Annotated in this window: 18 protein-coding genes and 1 pseudogene; 5 read left to right on the plus strand and 14 right to left on the minus strand. The window is 47.5% G+C overall.

Translation table 11 applies throughout. The annotated features are described in order from the left end of the window. Positions 1–49: 49 nt before the first annotated feature. The 4 genes from M0P91_RS12380 to M0P91_RS12395 form a co-directional block, all read right to left on the minus strand. On the minus strand, positions 50–2,734 hold the full coding sequence (locus M0P91_RS12380) for a bacteriohemerythrin (RefSeq protein ID WP_295067900.1): 2,685 nt from the start codon (positions 2,732–2,734) through the stop codon (positions 50–52). Between the two features lie 325 nt (positions 2,735–3,059). Continuing rightward, entirely contained in the window at positions 3,060–3,590 is a 531-nt protein-coding gene (locus tag M0P91_RS12385; protein WP_295067903.1) for a hypothetical protein, read from the minus strand. Continuing rightward, positions 3,587–4,261, minus strand: a complete 675-nt coding sequence (locus M0P91_RS12390) for a HAMP domain-containing sensor histidine kinase (protein WP_295067906.1) — start codon at positions 4,259–4,261, stop codon at positions 3,587–3,589. Before M0P91_RS12390 ends, M0P91_RS12385 begins: the two co-directional genes overlap by 4 nt. 93 nt (positions 4,262–4,354) lie before the next feature. Next, a complete protein-coding gene (locus M0P91_RS12395; protein ID WP_295067909.1) occupies positions 4,355–5,017 on the minus strand; it encodes a hypothetical protein in 663 nt (220 codons plus the stop codon). 108 nt (positions 5,018–5,125) lie between these two features. Between M0P91_RS12395 and M0P91_RS12400 the strand changes: the two genes are divergently transcribed. From M0P91_RS12400 to M0P91_RS12410, 3 genes are all read left to right on the plus strand, one after another. Then, positions 5,126–7,198: a TonB-dependent siderophore receptor gene (locus tag M0P91_RS12400; protein ID WP_295067911.1), complete on the plus strand. Its 2,073-nt coding sequence runs from the start codon at positions 5,126–5,128 to the stop codon at positions 7,196–7,198. Positions 7,199–7,429: 231 nt separating this feature from the next. Beyond that, positions 7,430–7,666, plus strand: coding sequence for a DNA-binding protein (locus M0P91_RS12405; protein ID WP_295067914.1), 237 nt, complete (start codon positions 7,430–7,432; stop codon positions 7,664–7,666). Then, positions 7,663–8,004, plus strand: coding sequence for a type II toxin-antitoxin system PemK/MazF family toxin (locus M0P91_RS12410; RefSeq protein ID WP_295067917.1), 342 nt, complete (start codon positions 7,663–7,665; stop codon positions 8,002–8,004). Before M0P91_RS12405 ends, M0P91_RS12410 begins: the two co-directional genes overlap by 4 nt. A gap of 19 nt (positions 8,005–8,023) precedes the next feature. On the opposite strand, the pseudogene M0P91_RS12415 reads toward M0P91_RS12410, so the two are convergent. The 3 genes and pseudogenes from M0P91_RS12415 to M0P91_RS12425 form a co-directional block, all read right to left on the minus strand. Next, a pseudogene (locus M0P91_RS12415) lies at positions 8,024–8,257 on the minus strand (transposase); the annotation flags it as partial. Positions 8,258–8,293: 36 nt separating this feature from the next. Then, complete coding sequence (locus M0P91_RS12420; protein WP_295067920.1) at positions 8,294–8,599, minus strand: nucleotidyltransferase domain-containing protein; 306 nt, start codon at positions 8,597–8,599, stop codon at positions 8,294–8,296. A gap of 1 nt (position 8,600) precedes the next feature. Next, positions 8,601–9,029: a nucleotidyltransferase substrate binding protein gene (locus M0P91_RS12425; RefSeq protein WP_295067922.1), complete on the minus strand. Its 429-nt coding sequence runs from the start codon at positions 9,027–9,029 to the stop codon at positions 8,601–8,603. A gap of 321 nt (positions 9,030–9,350) precedes the next feature. Between M0P91_RS12425 and uvrB the strand changes: the two genes are divergently transcribed. Both uvrB and M0P91_RS12435 read left to right on the plus strand, forming a co-directional pair. Continuing rightward, positions 9,351–11,324 carry an excinuclease ABC subunit UvrB gene (gene uvrB, locus M0P91_RS12430; RefSeq protein WP_295067925.1) on the plus strand — a complete coding sequence of 658 codons (1,974 nt, stop codon included), beginning with the start codon at positions 9,351–9,353 and terminating at the stop codon, positions 11,322–11,324. 109 nt (positions 11,325–11,433) lie between these two features. Continuing rightward, positions 11,434–11,994 (plus strand): DedA family protein, encoded by a 561-nt coding sequence (locus tag M0P91_RS12435; protein WP_295067928.1) that lies wholly within the window; start codon positions 11,434–11,436, stop codon positions 11,992–11,994. Between the two features lie 48 nt (positions 11,995–12,042). Here M0P91_RS12435 and M0P91_RS12440 read toward each other — a convergent pair whose 3' ends face one another. From M0P91_RS12440 to M0P91_RS12470, 7 genes are all read right to left on the minus strand, one after another. Beyond that, the gene (locus tag M0P91_RS12440; RefSeq protein ID WP_295067931.1) at positions 12,043–12,192 is read right to left on the minus strand and encodes a hypothetical protein; all 150 of its coding nucleotides are present in this window, start codon (positions 12,190–12,192) and stop codon (positions 12,043–12,045) included. Positions 12,193–12,326: 134 nt separating this feature from the next. Beyond that, the gene (locus M0P91_RS12445; protein WP_295067934.1) at positions 12,327–14,294 is read right to left on the minus strand and encodes a penicillin-binding protein 1A; all 1,968 of its coding nucleotides are present in this window, start codon (positions 14,292–14,294) and stop codon (positions 12,327–12,329) included. Next, complete coding sequence (locus M0P91_RS12450) at positions 14,294–14,992, minus strand: ATP-binding cassette domain-containing protein (protein ID WP_295067937.1); 699 nt, start codon at positions 14,990–14,992, stop codon at positions 14,294–14,296. The genes M0P91_RS12445 and M0P91_RS12450 overlap by 1 nt, the downstream gene beginning before the upstream one ends. 4 nt (positions 14,993–14,996) lie before the next feature. Beyond that, positions 14,997–16,106 (minus strand): pyridoxal phosphate-dependent aminotransferase family protein, encoded by a 1,110-nt coding sequence (locus M0P91_RS12455; RefSeq protein WP_295067940.1) that lies wholly within the window; start codon positions 16,104–16,106, stop codon positions 14,997–14,999. After that, the gene (locus M0P91_RS12460; RefSeq protein ID WP_295067942.1) at positions 16,103–16,855 is read right to left on the minus strand and encodes a M48 family metallopeptidase; all 753 of its coding nucleotides are present in this window, start codon (positions 16,853–16,855) and stop codon (positions 16,103–16,105) included. Before M0P91_RS12460 ends, M0P91_RS12455 begins: the two co-directional genes overlap by 4 nt. Next, the gene (gene maf, locus M0P91_RS12465; protein ID WP_295067945.1) at positions 16,852–17,427 is read right to left on the minus strand and encodes a septum formation inhibitor Maf; all 576 of its coding nucleotides are present in this window, start codon (positions 17,425–17,427) and stop codon (positions 16,852–16,854) included. The genes M0P91_RS12460 and maf overlap by 4 nt, the downstream gene beginning before the upstream one ends. 4 nt (positions 17,428–17,431) lie before the next feature. Then, positions 17,432–17,968: a hypothetical protein gene (locus tag M0P91_RS12470; protein ID WP_295067947.1), complete on the minus strand. Its 537-nt coding sequence runs from the start codon at positions 17,966–17,968 to the stop codon at positions 17,432–17,434. Positions 17,969–17,981 lie beyond the last annotated feature (13 nt).

Here is a 17,981-nt window from a genome sequence, read left to right on the forward strand (position 1 = left end):
AATTCTAGCATAAATTCACAGTGTGTATCACCATTTGAAATTTTCACCTTCACTTTTCTCCCCCCTCCTCTTTTTCGATCTTCCCGATTAGCGCCGTTTTTTTCAGAAATACCCTCTCCATCTCCGCAGCAGTGATCGGTTTGGCGTAAAAAAAACCCTGAATATTTTCACACCCGTTTTGAATTAAAAAATCTTTCTGCTCTGCCGTTTCGACCCCCTCGGCGATCACACTGAGTCTCAAACTCTTGGCCAAAGCGATCACCGCTTTGGCAATACCGGCATCTTCATCGTCATCGGGAAGATCGTCTACAAACGATTTGTCAATTTTTAACTTATCGATCGGAAGCCGTTTGAGATAGGAGAGGGAAGAGTATCCTGTTCCGAAATCGTCAATCGCGATCTGAACCCCCCGCTCACTGATCTGTTTTAACATCACAATAGCCTCTTCGGGATTGGTCATGATCTGACTTTCGGTAATTTCCAGTTCAAGCCACTCCCACTCAAAGTGCGTCTCACGGCATATCTCTTTGAAAATCTCCATAAAATCTTTTTGCTGCAGCTGTTTTATCGCCAGGTTTAGGGCTAATACCCCGGGATTGAACCCATCGGCGTACCACTGCCGTATCTGATTCATCGCCGTTTTCATCACCCATCGGTCCAACAAGACGATCAGCCCTGTCTCTTCGGCAATCGGAATAAATTTCGCGGGGGGAATCAACCCCTTCGTCGGATGGTTCCAGCGGACCAGCGCTTCCATCCCGATCAATTCACCGCTATTGCCGTTGATCTGCGGCTGATAATAAACAACGAACTCATCCTTCTCCAGCGCCTGACGCAAACTGGTTTCCAGCATAACCCGCTCATACGCCACATCGGTCATCTCGGCCGAATAAAACTGAAAGTTATTCCGTCCCGCATATTTTGCGCGATACATTGCGGTATCCGCATACATGATCAGTTTGTGCGCTTCCCTGTTGTCTTTCGGAAAAAGGCTGATACCGATACTCGTTGAGAGGTAGAGTTTACGCCCGTCAATCCAAATGGGTTCGACAAAGCTTTGAAGAAGTTTTTGGGCCAATTGTGCGGCATCCTGACTTTGGAGCAGCTCCTCCGCCAACAAAACAAATTCATCACCGCCGAAACGTGCCAGAGTATCCTCTTTGCGGATATTGCCGTGCAGCCGATGCGCAATCTCCTGAAGCACTTTATCCCCGATCTCATGCCCCAAAGAGTCATTAATGTGCTTGAAATGGTCCAGATCGATAAAGAAAAGGGCCAGTTTGTTTTGATGGCGTTTCGCTTTTTCGATCGCCTGGGATAAGCGATCATTAAACAAGGTACGATTGGGAAGATTGGTGAGGGTATCATAATAGGCATGATGGTATAAGATATTTTTTTGTTCTTCCTGCTGTTTTTTAAACGACTCCTCCTCCGTAATGTCATTAAACATAGCGATATAGTGATCGACCTCTGTACTCGCCCCTTTTACCGCTTGGATCGTTATCAATTCTGAAAAGAGTTCACCGTTTTTTCGTCTGTTGAGTATTTTTCCGCTCCACTGCCCTGTATGGGAAAGTACGTCGAACATCGCGGCGTAAAATGCCGTATCCTGCATCCCAGAAGCGATCAATTTCGGTTTTTTTCCGATGGTCTCTTCTTCGCTGTATCCGGTGATCTTGGTAAATGCGGGGTTAATACTGACAATGCGCTGATCCGAATCACAGATAAAAATAGCCTGAGAACTGTTTGTGTGGATCAGTCCCGCCAGCTCCCGTTCGGTAATGTCCGAATTTGTCCCGACCATACGCAAAGGGCGATTGTTTTGATCACGGCTGATCACTTTTCCACGGGACAAGACCCATGACCAGCTCCCGTTTTTTTGCAGTACGCGATGTTTGTTGATGTAAAAATCGGTTTTTCCCTCCAGATGCGCCTGCAAATCAGCACGCATCGCTTGTGCGTCCGAGGGGTGAATCGCGGAGTCGTCCCCGCTGCTTTTAAGAGGGTTATCCGGATTTTCAAATACGGAGAGCTGATTTCTTGATTGGATGAGGGTGTCGTATTTGATATCCCAATCCCAAACATTATCCGATCCCCCTTCCAGGATGAATTTCCACCGCTCTTCGCTTTGGTTCAATGCCTCTTCGGCCCGGATGCGGAGGCTCTTTTCGCGCATAAGGTCCAGAGTCCGCATCGACAGGCTCTCGTACATGGTCAGTACCGTTTCGATCACCACTTTCATAAAACCGGTCATTTTTTCGCTGGCATCGGCTTTGGCCTCTTTCAGCGGGTATCCCGATCGGATCTTTTGGACCGCAAGAGCCATCCGCTTATCGGTATCGAGAATATGGTAGGCGAGCCACTTCGATAAAAAGGTAACGACATCATAGACGACCTCATCCAATGACGCGTGATCGGCATTGCTTCGCAAGGCGACGATCTTGGCACTAAACGAGCCGTGCGTTTGTTCGTGATTGGTAAACCATTCATCCTCCTGAAAATATTCAGACCATATTTTCTCCTCGGACTTAAAATGGTAGTCCGCATACTCTGCCAATTCATCAAAGATCGTATGGAGTTTGATCGTATCGGAACGATTTGCGAGGTGTGCCGCCAACTGATTTAAAATATCGACAAGTTTTTTATGCTGCTCATCGATCAGAGCGATACCGGTCTCAAAATTTGCGGTCCAGGGGAAAATTTCAAAGAAAACCATCGTATTATCGTTTATCATCTATCGTATACCCTTAGCCATTCAACGTAATCGGAAAAAACCAACTCTTCGAATTATGTTTTTCTTAATGAAGAAATCTACTGTTTCTTTCTAAAGTTTAGCATAAATTTTATTGTATCGTCAATCCGTCCCCTACACGTACGAATTCACTTTTGGGACGCTATTTTATCGCCAATACTACGGCCATATTCGAAAATTCAACGTACTAGCTGACCTTACAGGGGAGTTAATCTCCCGCATCCGAAAGATGCGGGTAGCTTTAGGGGGGTGCAGGGGACATCTGTCCCCGCCATTTTCTGGGCTTCGCCCGGAAAATGCGTAACATCTAATAAGATTGAGAGAGTTTCAAGAAACCGTATTCAAACGTAAACGGTACCTCTTTAAGCGTGGAGAGATTGATATAGGGTTTGACGCTTCTTCCGATATAGAGTGAAACGGCAGCCCCGTTTTGCAGCACCAGAGGATCGAAAGAAAACGTCAGCGTTTTGTTCTTGTGCGCGTATTCCAGTAAGGCCGGGAGCATACTATCATCGGGGTCCATAAGCAAAATAAAACCATGCGCATTTTTGACCTCAAAACCCTCTTTTATCGAGACAACCGAGCAGGTAAGCGAATAATTGCTCAGCGTTCCATGGTATTGACGTTCAATCATCTCTGCCAATTGCTGTGCGGTCTGTTTGTTTGATCCCCCCGTTATAATGACGATATTTACGGTCGTTTGAATACGTTCTTTTGTCCCTTTTTCCATCAAGGCTATTTTGGGAAATATTTTTGCCCCTATCTGCAATAGCGTCGAATCATACGTTGTACCCCAAAGGAGAACCGGTATGAAAAAAAGGAGGATAAATTTTATCATTCTCGCCCCAGAGGTATGCTCAAGGTGAAAAGAGCGCCTTCACGGTTATTGCTCACACTGAGGAGCCCTTCGAAATGTTTTTCGATGATCACCTTGGACATATACAGCCCGATACCGGTCCCCTTTTCATGAAGTTTGGTCGTAAAATAGGGTTCAAAAATTCGCTCCTGAATCGAAGGGGAGATCCCCCCTCCGGTATCGCTTATATCGATATAAAAATGGGTTGCATCGCAACGGAGGATAACGTCGATTTTTCCTTCGGTTGAATTGTGTTTACTCTTAATGGCCTCTTTAGCGTTATTGACGATATTTAAAATCACCTGTTTGAATTCGTTGACAACGCCGAAAATCTCTTTATGGCATTGTTCATCGATCCGATAGGTGATGTTGGCATAGCGCAGTTGTTCGCCGATCAGGGCAAATATTTCATGGATAGGGCCGATGGGATCGAAATGGACCGATTTTTTATCGGTGTTGAAAAAATTCCGGAAATCATCGATCGTATTCGACATGAAAGCAAGATTATTATTGATGATGGTACTGTTTTTCTCAATCTCCTCCTCTTTGAGCAAGCCGAAGGAGCGTTTCATCTCAATTTCGGCGACTGCCAACCCGATGATATTCAAAGGCTGACGCCATTGATGGGCGATACTTTCAATCATTTCACCCATTGCCGCAAGGCGGGATTGGTGGATAAGGAGCTGTTCTTTTTCACGGCGCTGGATAATTTCGCTCTCAACACGATTTTCAAGTTCATTATTGATCTACTCCATCTGGCAGCGGTAGTTATCGATGGTTTCGAGCATCTTATTGGCCGAAGAGGTGATGGTGATGATCTCGCTATTGGTATTATCGCTTTTAAACGGTTGGGAAGTTTTATCGATGGTATAGCTCCCCATCCAGTTTGATAAAAGACGAAGAACAAAAAACTGTTTCCGGAAATACCAATAGGTGATAGAAAAGATCAGCAGTGCAAACAGCGAGAGAAGGACGAGTTCCCTAAAAAGTTTCGTTTGCAGATCGTGCACGAAGGTGTTTGAATAACGGATCACAAGGGTGGCCTGGTGCTGATGGGTGATGGAATCGACCACGGGAGCAGAGAGGGTAATCGTCTCTTGTGTTTTGGAATGGGGATAGTGCTGCTCAAAAATAACGTTATTGTCCGCACCGATCAGCGATACCTTCAGAATATTAGGGTTTTGAAAAAAGGTACGCATTACATCGCTGAGCATCTCTTGCTGATCGAACGTCAGATACGTGGAGATGATGGGGGTGAGCGTTTGGGTAACCAGCTCTATTTTTGCCCTTTCACTTTCGTTGAGTACCGAAGAGACGGTGATCTGAATAAAAATAAATATGGGGGCAATGACGGCGATGTAAAGCAGCCAGAATACCCAGGCAAATTTTCCGATAAGTGAATTTGTCATCATAATCCAATGCGCAATAACATAAAACAATGCTATATAAATTTTAGTTAATATCCTATTAATTTTGGTACAATCTTTTCACTGATTAAACTTTTGAACGGATCTATTTTGAAGCATTTACCGGTTTTATGGCTCTCGCTGTTACTCGCACAATCGCTACTCTTAGCCGAAGAGGCTAATGATTTCGACAAAGTTTTGGAAGAAATAACCTCCATTGCAACAAAGACCAAGTTAAATGCCGATTACGTACCCGGAACCGTAACGGTCATCAGCGGTGAAAAATTAAAATCGCTGGGGATCACCAATCTTGCGGAACAAAACGCATTTGATACGATTGTAGGATTCGATTCCTCAACCCTCTCGCTTCGGGGAGCGGGTTCGATCTATGGATCGCAGGGCAATAAAATCAAATGGATGATCAATGACAAACCGATCAGTTCCGAAATATGGGGACTTCCGAAACTGGGTACCGGACAGATTGTTTTTCCGATCCCCACCGATGCCGTTGAGCGCATTGAGCTCATCCGGGGGCCGGGTTCAGCCATTTACGGCGGTAACGCCATTTACGGCGTTATTAATATTATTACGAAAAAAGGGGAGGGCGGTGTATTTACCACCCTATCCCGGATGGAAAGCAACAAGTTCGGCAAAGCGATAGGGGGCTACGGCACTTTTGAAAAAAATGATTTAAAAGTTTCCACAGTTGTCTCGGTTGACAAAAGTGACGGCTGGGATTTAACGGCCACCGGCCAATCTCTTGCACAACAGGGCAATCTTCCCAATGCAAGCGGCGGTAATCTTTTGATGGCGGATGCATCCTATAAAAATATTGATTTCTGGGCCTACCGAATAGAAGCCAAAAATGACTACGCACGGTTGCAATGGGATCCGACAAACTATCTGCCGCGCGATAATACCCAACCCGTTCAATCCAATACCCATACCCTGCTGGGTGTCCAGGGGAAGTACAATATTTCCGATGTACTGCTAAGCGCAAAGGCCGGGCTCAATCGCTATACGAATCGTGCCGATGTGGTATTCTTTCCGGCATCCGTATTAAAAAATAATCCGAACAATCTAGACGGGGTCAGAACGATCGATTATGTTGAAAGTACCCAGTATGCCGAAGCGACGGCGGAAACAACACTGGGGTCCAATCGGTTGTTGGGGGGGATCTATGCCGGTCTCCTTTCGGTGGATAAAGACAACGTCCTGCAAAGCTGGAGCGGCGGCTCCTACGCAGACCCGGGGGTATCCACCCATTTAATCACGGTCCATAATCCCAAAAGGATCAATAAGGCACTCTACCTCCAAGATGAGATCTTGTTGGATGAAAAAAGTACGCTAACGATCGGAGCACGCTACGACACCTACAGCGACGGGCGGAACGCTTTATCTCCGAGAATCGCTTTTGTCCATCTGTACGATGATTCCAATATTCTAAAGGCTCAATACTCAAGAGCGTTTCGACCCCCAAGCCTCTCGGAGCAATACTCGCCGAACAATCTGTCTCCCTATACGAGGTATGAATCGGAAACTGCCGATACCGTTGAATTGTCTTACATTTTTAAAACCAACGATTCGTCCCTCAAAACAACCGTGTTTAATACAAAAACCTACAACATGATTACCTATCATGATTTCACCTACGAAACGATCAATCTTGAGAGTCCGACAACCGTTAACGGCCTTGAAGTCGAATTAACAAAAAATTATAGAACGGTGAATCTGGGTGCCAATCTCTCGTTGTACCACTCTCATAGAGGAGATGTTAAATTGCTTAGAGACGGATATGCGCTCAACTACGATGCAAGCGAATTTGCGCTATCCGCCAAAGTATTGGCAAATGTATTCGCTACGTTCAACAGTGATACGTCGTATCCGACCACGTTGTGGTACCACTATACCGGGAACAAAAACCGGGTCAATAATGCCTTGCTCGATATCAATGGCAATGTCCAGGGCATCTACACGACAAACGGTTCTATCCCTGCTCAGGATTATTTGAATATCACCCAAAAGATTAATGGCATAGCCAAAAATCTTGATTTGGAATTCGGTGTCAAAAATGTTTTTGGAAAAACCCTTAAAACGCTCTATTTCCCACTGAATCCGCCCGATACTTCTGACGTACCCTATATGGGGCAAACGTTCTGGATGAATTTGCTGTATAAATTCTAGAAGGGAGATCGATTGGCCGCTAGGCAATCATCCTCTTTAGAAAACAACAATTGAGCTATAATTTCGCAGTTTATTTTTTAATATTTTTTGATTGGGCAGCGTAGAGGCAGTTGTCTTGATAAAAATTGGGTTTTCTATGAGTTCTTTGATAAATAAAGTATTTAAGTAATTTAGTAATACTAAAGTAAGTAACTTGCTATAATACATAAAATACTATTGATTGGAGAGATCATGCACACGATCACATTAAAATCAGATGACACCTTTTATGAAACACTTAACGATATGGTTAAGGCCCTCAAAATTACAAAGAGCGAATTAATTCGCCGCTCGGTAACCTATTATCAAGAAGCATTGAAACAAGAACAACTCAAAGAGCAAATGAAACGAGCATCTTTAAAAGTACGAGATCATTCGTTATCTATGGTTCAAGAATTTGATGATACTCTAAATGATGGATTGGTATGAATCGCGGAGACATCTATTTAGCCAACCTCAATCCTAAAAAAGGTGATGAGATAGGTAAAATACGACCTGTCTTGATTTACCAAAGCAATATGCTCAACAGCATAGGGCATACAACAACAATAGTAATCCCGTTATCTACCAAACTAATCGATGATGCCCAACCACTTCGATATCGCATTAATAAACGAGATGCATTGGATTATGATTCCGATATCGTTATCGATCAAATTCGATCAATCGATAATAACCGATTGACTTCCAATGCAATCACTTCGTTGCATCCTCATGAAATGGATGATGTTGATACGATGGTGAGTATTGTACTTGGTATGAAATAGTAAATAACGTGAATCTCGTTTAAGCGCCAATGAAATTTCTATGGTGTTTGGCGAAATCAATGGAAGGTTTTTTTTCCTGATAGGAGTAAGCGACAAGGGCTGAGATCCAGTTGACCATTGCATTGATAGGGCTGCGGTGTCTTGCATGTTCAAGCTGAGAGATATTTTTGAGTTGATCATTGATTGACTCAATCAGGGCACGTTTTCGAAGAAGCAATTTGTCCATGATCGGCATAAGGCGAGATCTCTCGTTCCCACTCTCCCGAGTGGGATACGCATACAAGCGTTTTTAACCTGCCAAAATTTTTCCCACCCTATTAATGTGCTCTTTTAAATCATTATTGGAAATACGTCCATAATCTAACAGGTCTATTTTGTAGGGTAGCATTAAATCATCCAACATCACTTTTAGTTGATTTAACTCTTTTAGGCTTAAACCCTCCGAAACGATGGATATATCGATGTCGGAACCCTTTTTATACGTCTCTTTCGCCCGTGAACCAAAGAGGATAATTTTTTGTATTTTCAAGTTTTTTTTAATTGTATCAACAATTTTTTCAATAATATCAGCTCGCAAACCGTAAAGCTCTTGCATCTTAATTCTCTCTATCCAAAAGAAGCAACATCTCTTTTTTAAATTTTGAGAAGATCTCCATATAGTCGTTAATGATAGTATTGACCACTTCTTCTGCCATTTCTTTGTCATATCCATGCGACGTTACATTTCTGGTTTGTATCGTTTCCATCCATGTTTCACCATCGTCTATGAGAGCCACCTTAAACGCTTCTCGGATAGCATCACGTGATCCTTTGACGTTTTGATTCCCTTGGTATTCTAAAAAATCTTTCATAACATTCCACGCCAGTTCATGGGTATATTCAAATGCTTGAATAAGCCCTTGTTTTTCGAGCATCGAAAGCTCTCTCGCGCGTGAGAGATCAACGGCGTCTTGTAGTTGTTCGAAGGCATTGGTGTAATTTGAAAATCGTTGTTTCCATCTAATATCTTCGTTTTTTTCAACCATCTTAACGCCTCACGTTTTCTATTTTAATGATTATAACTCATATTGTACTTGAAGTTGATGTTATAGATCGTGTCCATAGCAAAAAGTTTTTTACCGTTCGAGCTGGACTAATGTATAGAGCTTATGAATTAGCAATAAGTGCACATCACTGTGCTAATCTACATCATATAATTTCTAGTAAAATCCTAACAAGATCATTATTTGAAACCACATCCAAAACCTCACCTTAACCAAGCAGCCTATAGGCACTCATCCTCCTTAGAAAACAGGTTTTCCGCTATAATTCGACCACTATAAACCAAATTAATTCAGGGTTACTCATTGCCGATTTTTAAAGTCCATACCCCGTATCAGAGCGCCGGTGATCAGCCCGTCGCTATCGAAGCCCTCAGCAACGGTATCAAGAACGGTGAGCGCTATGTCGCCTTAGAGGGAGTTACAGGTAGCGGTAAAACCTATACAATGGCGAAGGTGATCGAGGCGGTGCAGCTCCCCACCATCATCATGACCCATAATAAAACCTTGGCGGCACAACTCTACAGCGAGTTCCGATCTTTCTTTCCCGAAAATCATGTTGAGTATTTCATCAGCTACTACGATTATTATCAGCCCGAAGCCTACATCCCCCGTCAGGACCTCTTTATCGAAAAAGACAGCTCGATCAACGATGAGCTGGAGCGGTTGCGCCTCTCGGCTACGGCCAATCTTCTGAGCTACGATGACGTCATTGTCGTCGCTTCCGTCTCAGCCAACTACGGCTTGGGTGACCCTGAAGAATACGAAAAAATGGTACAGGTGGTCAGTCTGGGCGATGAAATCAGCCAAAAAAAGCTCCTCCTCCGTCTCGTCGAGATGGGGTATGCCCGCAACGACTCTGTTTTTGAGGGGGGCCATTTTCGGGTGAACGGCGAAGTGATCGACATCTATCCCCCCTACTGGCAGGATCAGGCGCTGCGGATCGAGTTTTTCGGCGACGAGGTGGAACGGCTGGCCCTCTTTGAACCGATGAAAAACAGTGTCACCGAGAGCGTTGAGACCATGACCATCTATGCCACCAGTCAGTTTGCCGTAGGGCAGGAGAAACTCTCCCGCGCGATCAAACGGATCGAAGACGAACTGGGAGAACGGCTTGCCGAACTCGAAAGTCAGGGGAAAATCGTCGAAGCACAGCGGCTTCGCCAGCGGTGTGAATTTGATCTGGAGATGCTTCAGGCAACAGGGATGTGCAAGGGGATCGAAAACTACTCCCGCCTCCTTACCGATAAATTACCGGGAGAGGCCCCCTATACCCTCCTCGATTATTTTGCCCTCCATCACGACAAATACCTCATCATCGTCGATGAATCGCACGTCAGTCTTCCGCAGTTTCGGGGGATGTTCGCGGGTGATCGCAGCCGCAAGGAGGTGCTCGTCGATTACGGGTTCCGCCTCCCCAGCGCCCTCGACAACCGCCCTTTGATGATCGATGAGTTTATCAACAAAGCGCCCCACTATCTATTTGTATCAGCAACCCCTTCGGCACAAGAGCTGGAACTCAGTACCACCGTTGCGCAGCAGATCATCCGCCCCACCGGGTTGATTGATCCCCCCATCACGATCAAATCCAGTACCAATCAAGTGGAAGATCTCCATGACGAGATCAAAACAACGGTGGCGCTGGGAGATCGGGTTCTCGTCACGGTACTCACCAAAAAAATGGCCGAGGCCCTCACCAAATACCTCGCCGATCTGGGGATCAAAGTGCAGTACATGCACTCCGAGATCGATGCGATCGAGCGCAATCAGATCATCCGTGGACTGCGGGTCGGCGATTTCGACGTCCTGATCGGGATCAACCTCCTGCGTGAAGGGCTTGACCTTCCCGAAGTGAGTCTGGTAGCCATTCTCGATGCCGACAAAGAGGGATTTTTACGTTCCGAAACCTCCCTGATTCAAACCATCGGACGGGCTGCACGCAACTCTCGCGGACGGGTTATCCTGTATGCCCAAAAGATCACCGGATCAATGGAGAGAGCCATTGCCAAAACCGATGCACGCCGTGAACGGCAAATGGCGTTCAACCGTGAACACGGCATTACCCCGACAACCACCACACGCTCACTGGATGAGAATCTCAAACTCGAAGATCCGGCCGAACTCTACAACCGCTCCAAAAAAGCAAAAACCCTCCCGGCGGCCGAGCGGAAAAAACTGGTCGAAGAGCTGACCCTCAAAATGAGGGAAGCGGCCAAAAAACTCGAATTTGAAGAGGCGGCACGCCTGCGCGATGAAATCGCCAAAATACGAAAACTCTAATTTAAAAGAAAGGAAAAAGCGCGGCTACCGCGTGTGGGCTCTCTGCCAAAGAGAACTCAACGTTCGCGTAGTAAACGGGAGAGTTGCTCCCGTTGCGTTAGAAATAAAAATGGATGAAATGTTAACAAATCTCGCAACCTACGGCTATGTCGTCTTATTTGTCTATTCGCTGGGGGGAGGCTTTGCGGCGCTGATGGCGGCAGGGGTGCTCAGTTTTGCCGGAAAAATGGACATTACCACCTCGATCGCCGTCGCGGCCGTCGCCAATTTTGTCGGAGATGCCCTCCTCTTTTATCTTGCCCGCTATCACAAAGGCGAAATGATGGAGTATTTCCGCAAACATAAACGGAAACTTGCCTTTTCCCATCTGCTGATCAAACGGCACGGATCGTGGATCATCATTATGAAAAAATTCATTTACGGTCTTAAAACGCTGGTCACCCTTGCCGTCGGTTTAACCAAATACGATTTTTGGAAGTTCAGCGGCTACAACGCTATCGGAGCAATCATCTGGGCAGTCGTTGTCGGAGGGGGGAGCTATCTCTTCGGCGGAGCCATTATCGAAGGGTACAAAATGGTTTCAGACAAACCCTATCTCGCCCCCCTCATGCTGATCGCCGTGGGCGGAAGCGTCTGGTTTTATCTCTCTCAAGCCACCAAGAAAAAATAATAGAGTCTCTCTCCTACCTCTGCCTCGCAAGAGGCAAGCTTCAGTGCCCTAGCGGCCAACGTAGCCGATCAAAGCTTGCTCCTCCGGTGAAAATTCTGCCTCGGAAGAGGCAAGCTTCAGTGCCTTAGCGGCCAGCGTAGCCGATCGGGGCTTTGCTCCGATGGCGTTCAAATCAAATGTTGCAAGCTTCAGTGCCATAGCGGCCAGCGTAGCCGATCAAAGCTTGCTCCTCCGGTGAAAATTCTGCCTCGGAAGAGGCAAGCTTCAGTGCCTTAGCGGCCAGCGTAGCCGATCGGGGCTTTGCTCCGATCGGCGTTCAGAATAAAAATAACTTAAAACACCAGCTGTTCGTTGGTAGTCGGAGCCGGTTCGGTTGTAATGTCGGGTACTTTAGAGGTATCGGTATAGGTCTCACTCGTATTCGTCTCCGAATTGGTCGTCATCTCATAAACTCCGTTAGGGCGGTCAAAATATCGTTTCGTGTTGGGGTATATCCGCAACAAATCTTCATTGTAATATCTAAATACCGGAGCCGCCGCACGTCCCCCCGTCTCACTTCGACGCATCGGCGTATTGTTGTCGTGCCCCATCCAGACCACCGTTTCAACCGTTGGAGTGTATCCGACGAACCAGGCATCGATATTTTTATTGGTCGTTCCCGTTTTCCCGGCAACATCCATCCCCGCTACCCGAGCGTTTGTCCCCGTACCGCGACGAACGACATCCTGTAAAATCGAGGTCATTAGATAGATCTGTTCCGGTGAATCGACCTGACGCCGTTTGTTCTCATACCGCAGTGTCTCCCCTTTTGGGGTAATGACGTTACGGATCAAAATCGGATCGGCCAAAATCCCTTTTGCCGCAAACATCGTGTAATATTTTGCCAATGCCAAGGGGGAAATGGAGATGGTCCCCAAAGCGATAGAGAGATCCGGAGGGAGATTTTCAACAATCCCGAAACGTCTCAATCCGTCGGTAATTTTCCCGAAACCCATATCGCTGACCATATTGATCGTCGCCAGATTGCGCGAATGGGTCAGCGCATCACGGATTGTCACCATCCCTTTGTACTCGTTTTTGTAGTTTTTCGGCTGCCAGGTTTTCTCTTCGCCGTCTTCACCCGCATAGGTATAGGTACGAGCGATGTCGGGCACCATCGAGGAGGGGGACATTCCGCTGTCCAGTGCCACCTGATAGATAAACGGTTTAAACGCCGAACCCGGCTGACGTTTGGCCTGCGTGACGCGGTTATACGGGCTCAAAGAGTAATCGTATCCTCCGACCATCGCCAAAATCTCCCCCGTTTCGGGATCAAGACTGATCAATGCGCCGTTGAGCTGGCGTTGGATATTTTCATCCAGATCGCCTGCCTCCTGGGCCCGTTTGAGTATCTCGTCACGTCCGGACTGAAGTGCTTTATATCCCGCTTCCTGCAAACGCATATCGATCGTCGTATACACTTTGTATCCTCCGCTGCGGATATCGGGGAAAGCATCCCCGAGTTGACGCATCACCTCATCGATAATGTAAGGACCCGAATTTTTGCTCAAAGTGTCATTATAGACCTTCGGCCGTTCCTGCGTCGCCTTGTCATACGTCGCCTGATCAATCCATCCCAGCTCAAGCATACGACCGATAATACGGTTGGCCCGACCCAGACACAATTCGTAGTTTTTTGTCGGAGAGTAAAAGTTTGGAGCCTTAGGGAGTCCCACCAGCATTGCTATCTCTTTGAGACTTAGCTCTTTGAGCGGTTTACGAAAATAGCCGTCCGATGCCGTTTTGATCCCGTAGTATCCGTGTCCCAGATAAATTTCATTAAAATAGCGCTCCAGAATCTGCTCTTTGGTCAGCTCCTGCTCAATACGGATGGAGTACAAAAGCTCTTTAAATTTACGGGAAAATTTCTTTTCGCGGGTCAGCAACGTATTTTTGACCAACTGCTGGGTAATGGTACTCGCCCCCTCTTTGAGTTTTCCGGCACTGACGTCTTTGATAATTGCCCGCATGATCGCATCGGGATTGACCCCGTGATGTTCGAAGAACATCGTATCTTCAATCGCTACCAGCGCCTCCACCAAACGGGGAGGGATATTTTCGAATGAGACGTAATAACGGTGTTCATCACTGAAAAGGTTGGCGATTTTCACTCCATTACGGTCATACACCTCGGTGGTCAAACGGGGTTGATAATTGATCAGTCTCTTGGTTTCATACTCAAACGAGTAGATCAGATACCCGAAAAAGGTAACCGGGATGAGGATCACTATCCCCAATGCTATCCATACGTATTTTTTCATTAAATTCTAAACTCCCGATTCCCAAAATCTGCTTCAATCAAAGAGCAGGTGTACCGCTCTTTCGGCTCCGATATTACCGCCGATGTTTTTCCCGTTTCGACGATCTTTCCCTCATAAATCACACATATATCCTCACACAATGCCGATGCGACGCCCATGTCGTGGGTGACAAACAACATGGAAAAGCCCATCTTCTCCTGTAGGGATTTCAACAGCACAATCATCGTCTCTTTCGACTCCGGATCAAGTGCGGTCGTCGGTTCATCCAGCAAAAGAAGCTTTGGGCCGGAACCCAATGCCATCGCCACGACCACCCGTTGTACCTGTCCCCCTGAAAGCTCCGGAGGAAAACGTTCCAAAAGCCCTCGCTCCAGCCCCAACAGATCAAATAACTCCCCGCTCCGTTCCGGCGGAAAAAACATCTGATCTTTTATCTTGGTCAACGGGGAAAGGGCCGTAAACGGGTTTTGGGGAACCAAGGCAACACTTGTGCCCCGAATCCATTCAAAATCGGACCGTTTTTGTAATTCCAATCCCAACGAACGGTCCAATAATCCCAAAAGGGCTTTCAGTGTAAGCGATTTCCCGCTTCCGCTTTGTCCGACCAAGGCCAAAGAGCGGTGAATATCAAACGCGATATCCAACAATATCCCCCCTGCATGGGTAATTTTAAGCCGATCGATATGGATGCAATTCATCGCGCTATTTTACCCTAATCGCACTAAAACGCTCACACACACGATGCAAAACATCTTCATCGGCACCCAGCCGCGCGATCAGCCGGATAATCGCCCTCTCCACCGTCGGCTGTCGGATTGCTCCGACCCAAACTCCCAGCTCTTCGTTGATGAGTTTTTGCAGCTCCATCACACGGTTATTGTCCCCTATGACGATCGGAACAATCAACCCTTCGACCTCGATCCCCAGAAGCTTCCGGACGATTGATCGGCGTTTATCCATCTGCGCGCGCAATGATTGGGTGTGGGTCTGAATGTACTCCAGCGCGTGATGGGCCAGTGCGGTATCGTACAGCGAAGGGGCCGTAGCGTAAATGACGTTTTTAGCCCGATTGATCAGATACTCGCTGATATGGGAGCTGGAGAGGACGTACGCACCGAAACTTCCGTAGGCTTTCCCCAATGTCCCCATCTTGATCATGCGCGGAGTCGGCCCAATCGCATAGTGATCCAGAATCCCCATCAAATGTTCCCCGATAACGCCGCTGCTGTGGGCCTCATCCAGAATCAGCAGAGCACCGTAGCGTTCGCACAGCTCGATAATTTCACGGCGCAGCAGGTCCCCCCCCATCGAATAGATCCCCTCTACGGCAACAATCACCCGCTTTGCCCGATTCTCTTTTAACCGCTTTTCGAGATCTGTAGGATCGTTATGGAGAAAAAATTCCACCGCCCCCTCGCACATCCGCGCCCCGGCGATACCGCTGGCGTGGTAATCGGCGTCCATCAGCAGCAGATCCCCTTTTCGGACCAGCGATTCGATCAAGCCGATATTGGCATTAAACCCGCTCCCCATGACAATCGCCGCTTCAAAACCGTTTGCCCGGCACAATGCCGCTTCAAATGCCGCATGGATCGGATGGTAGCCGTTGACCAGCATCGACGCTTTGGGAGCGTGATCGGGATAGGAGGAGAGGGTTTCGCACGCTTTGGCGTGAAGTTCCGGCAGATGGGCCAACCCCAGATAATCGTTCGACGCCAGATCAATCAGCGCATCGTCTCGGAGACGGCGGACGCGGTAGCGTCCGGAGCGCTTGAGGGCTTGAAGCTCCTTGGCGTAAGGGTTAGAATTCATCGTTGCGCGGGAAGGTGCGGAATATAGTTGCGTATCTCCTGGATACGCGCGTTATCCGCCGGATGGGTCGATAAAAATGCGGGAGGTTTTTGCCCGCTGCCGGAGAGACGGGCCATATTCTCCCAGAACCGGAGCGCCTGCCGGGGCTCATATCCCGCTTTCCACATCAGGTACACTCCGATTTGATCGGCTTCATGTTCGAATTTTCGGCTGTAGGGGAGAATCAATCCCACCTGAGAGGTGATGCCGTAGGCCTGAGAATAGAGATTCTGATACTGTGCCGGAATGTTGAGCGCCGTTGCCAACACTTGTGCACCCAGATTGCTGGCCATCTGCATCGACATCCTCTCCGCACCGTGCCGTGCCAGAGCGTGGGCGATCTCATGCCCCATAACTGCAGCGATCTGGTCATCATTTTCGGTAATTTTTAAAATCCCCGTATAAAAAAAGACTTTTCCCCCCGGCAGACAAAACGCATTGGGGGTTGCATCGTCAATGACCGTAAACTCCCATGCAAAATCATCCCGGCCGCTGATGGCCGCAATCTTTTTCCCGATCCGTTTGATCCGTTCTTGCAGCACACGGTCAGTACTGATCTTCGATGTCTGCACCACTTTTTGCGCTTCGGTGGCCCCCATCGTCATCTCCTCTTGGGGAGAGACCATCATAAACTGCGATCGGTTGGTCACCGGTGTCGTTGCACACCCGCTCAATATCAATCCGGCCAAAACAAACGATTTTACTTTCATAGAACTCCCTTCTCCTCGGCTTCATCCGATACAAACGGCTTGAGAACCTCTACGCACAGCCCCATTGCGGTACTCTCAAATCCCCGTACTTCCCGGATATAAGGTTTGCAAAACCCCTCCACCATACAGGCTCCCGCTTTCCCTCGCCACTCGCCGCTTCGAAGATAGCGATCCACCTCGTCTGGATCGAACGGATTGAAAAAATAGTGGGTCGATGCGATATCGAAAAGTTCAAGCCGGGGAGTTTTATAGATCATGCAGGTGATGATCGCCACTTCCGAACCGCTCTGCATCTCCAGAATCGCTCTCGCATCGGCTTCGTCTTTCGCTTTGCGCAAAATTTTCCCCCCTGCCGTAACCACCGTATCGGCGACAAGGAGAGGATAATCACTGTATCCGAAACGTTCCAGATTCACTTTGTATTTGCCGAGGGTTGCCTGATAGACGAAATTTTTAGGCGTTGCGGCGATAATGGAGTCTTCATCGAAATCAACCGACTCCTGAAGAAAAGGGATACCCGCACTCCGAAGAAGTTCGGCACGGGTGATAGAAGCAGACGCCAGTCGTAGCATGGTCTTAATATGCGTTTCGCAGAACAACGCCGATAAAAATGGCAATAACACCCAAAACGATATTCACCGGCACCATGTATTGGGCGATCACCCCCAGCAACGCTTTGGCTTTGGCAACGTTCCCTTCCGCCAAAGCGATCTCGGCTTTGCGGCGGCGAAACATCATCGCAGCAAGGTTCAGCGCCATCACCAACCAAATCGCCTCTTTGATGTGGACCGTATTGTAAAGACTCATCGCATAATCGTCGATCACGTTTCCGTTTGGATCAAGTGCCGCAGCACGAAATCCCAGACCGACCGCCATAATGACCGCTGTCGTAATCAAAACCAGCACAAACGGCCAGACAATCGTAAAAAGGCGTTTCAGGGTATGGGCCGCCCGCTCCAAACGGAGTTTCGGATCGGTAATCTCACCGAGTGCCTGATGGGTTGCAAAACGGATCGCAACCATCCCCCCGACCCAGATGACGGCACTGAGCACGTGCAAAAATACGATTAGGGTCCGATGCTCGGCAAACAACTGATAGAGAAAATCTTTCATACTATTCCTTTTC

Source organism: Sulfuricurvum sp. (assembly GCF_023229695.1).
In the GTDB taxonomy this organism is placed as follows: Bacteria; Campylobacterota; Campylobacteria; order Campylobacterales; family Sulfurimonadaceae; genus Sulfuricurvum.

What these genes read in the sequence shown, in the direction of transcription:
- M0P91_RS12380 (WP_295067900.1), bottom strand. Translation starts at nt 2,734, where the DNA reads ATGATAAACGATAATACGATGGTTTTCTTTGAAATTTTCCCCTGGACC.
- M0P91_RS12385 (WP_295067903.1), bottom strand. Translation starts at nt 3,590, where the DNA reads ATGATAAAATTTATCCTCCTTTTTTTCATACCGGTTCTCCTTTGGGGT.
- M0P91_RS12390 (WP_295067906.1), bottom strand. Translation starts at nt 4,261, where the DNA reads ATGGGTGAAATGATTGAAAGTATCGCCCATCAATGGCGTCAGCCTTTG.
- M0P91_RS12395 (WP_295067909.1), bottom strand. Translation starts at nt 5,017, where the DNA reads ATGACAAATTCACTTATCGGAAAATTTGCCTGGGTATTCTGGCTGCTT.
- M0P91_RS12405 (WP_295067914.1), top strand. Translation starts at nt 7,430, where the DNA reads ATGCACACGATCACATTAAAATCAGATGACACCTTTTATGAAACACTT.
- M0P91_RS12410 (WP_295067917.1), top strand. Translation starts at nt 7,663, where the DNA reads ATGAATCGCGGAGACATCTATTTAGCCAACCTCAATCCTAAAAAAGGT.
- M0P91_RS12420 (WP_295067920.1), bottom strand. Translation starts at nt 8,599, where the DNA reads ATGCAAGAGCTTTACGGTTTGCGAGCTGATATTATTGAAAAAATTGTT.
- M0P91_RS12425 (WP_295067922.1), bottom strand. Translation starts at nt 9,029, where the DNA reads ATGGTTGAAAAAAACGAAGATATTAGATGGAAACAACGATTTTCAAAT.
- M0P91_RS12435 (WP_295067928.1), top strand. Translation starts at nt 11,434, where the DNA reads ATGGATGAAATGTTAACAAATCTCGCAACCTACGGCTATGTCGTCTTA.
- M0P91_RS12440 (WP_295067931.1), bottom strand. Translation starts at nt 12,192, where the DNA reads ATGGCACTGAAGCTTGCAACATTTGATTTGAACGCCATCGGAGCAAAG.
- M0P91_RS12445 (WP_295067934.1), bottom strand. Translation starts at nt 14,294, where the DNA reads ATGAAAAAATACGTATGGATAGCATTGGGGATAGTGATCCTCATCCCG.
- M0P91_RS12450 (WP_295067937.1), bottom strand. Translation starts at nt 14,992, where the DNA reads ATGAATTGCATCCATATCGATCGGCTTAAAATTACCCATGCAGGGGGG.
- M0P91_RS12455 (WP_295067940.1), bottom strand. Translation starts at nt 16,106, where the DNA reads ATGAATTCTAACCCTTACGCCAAGGAGCTTCAAGCCCTCAAGCGCTCC.
- M0P91_RS12460 (WP_295067942.1), bottom strand. Translation starts at nt 16,855, where the DNA reads ATGAAAGTAAAATCGTTTGTTTTGGCCGGATTGATATTGAGCGGGTGT.
- maf (WP_295067945.1), bottom strand. Translation starts at nt 17,427, where the DNA reads ATGCTACGACTGGCGTCTGCTTCTATCACCCGTGCCGAACTTCTTCGG.
- M0P91_RS12470 (WP_295067947.1), bottom strand. Translation starts at nt 17,968, where the DNA reads ATGAAAGATTTTCTCTATCAGTTGTTTGCCGAGCATCGGACCCTAATC.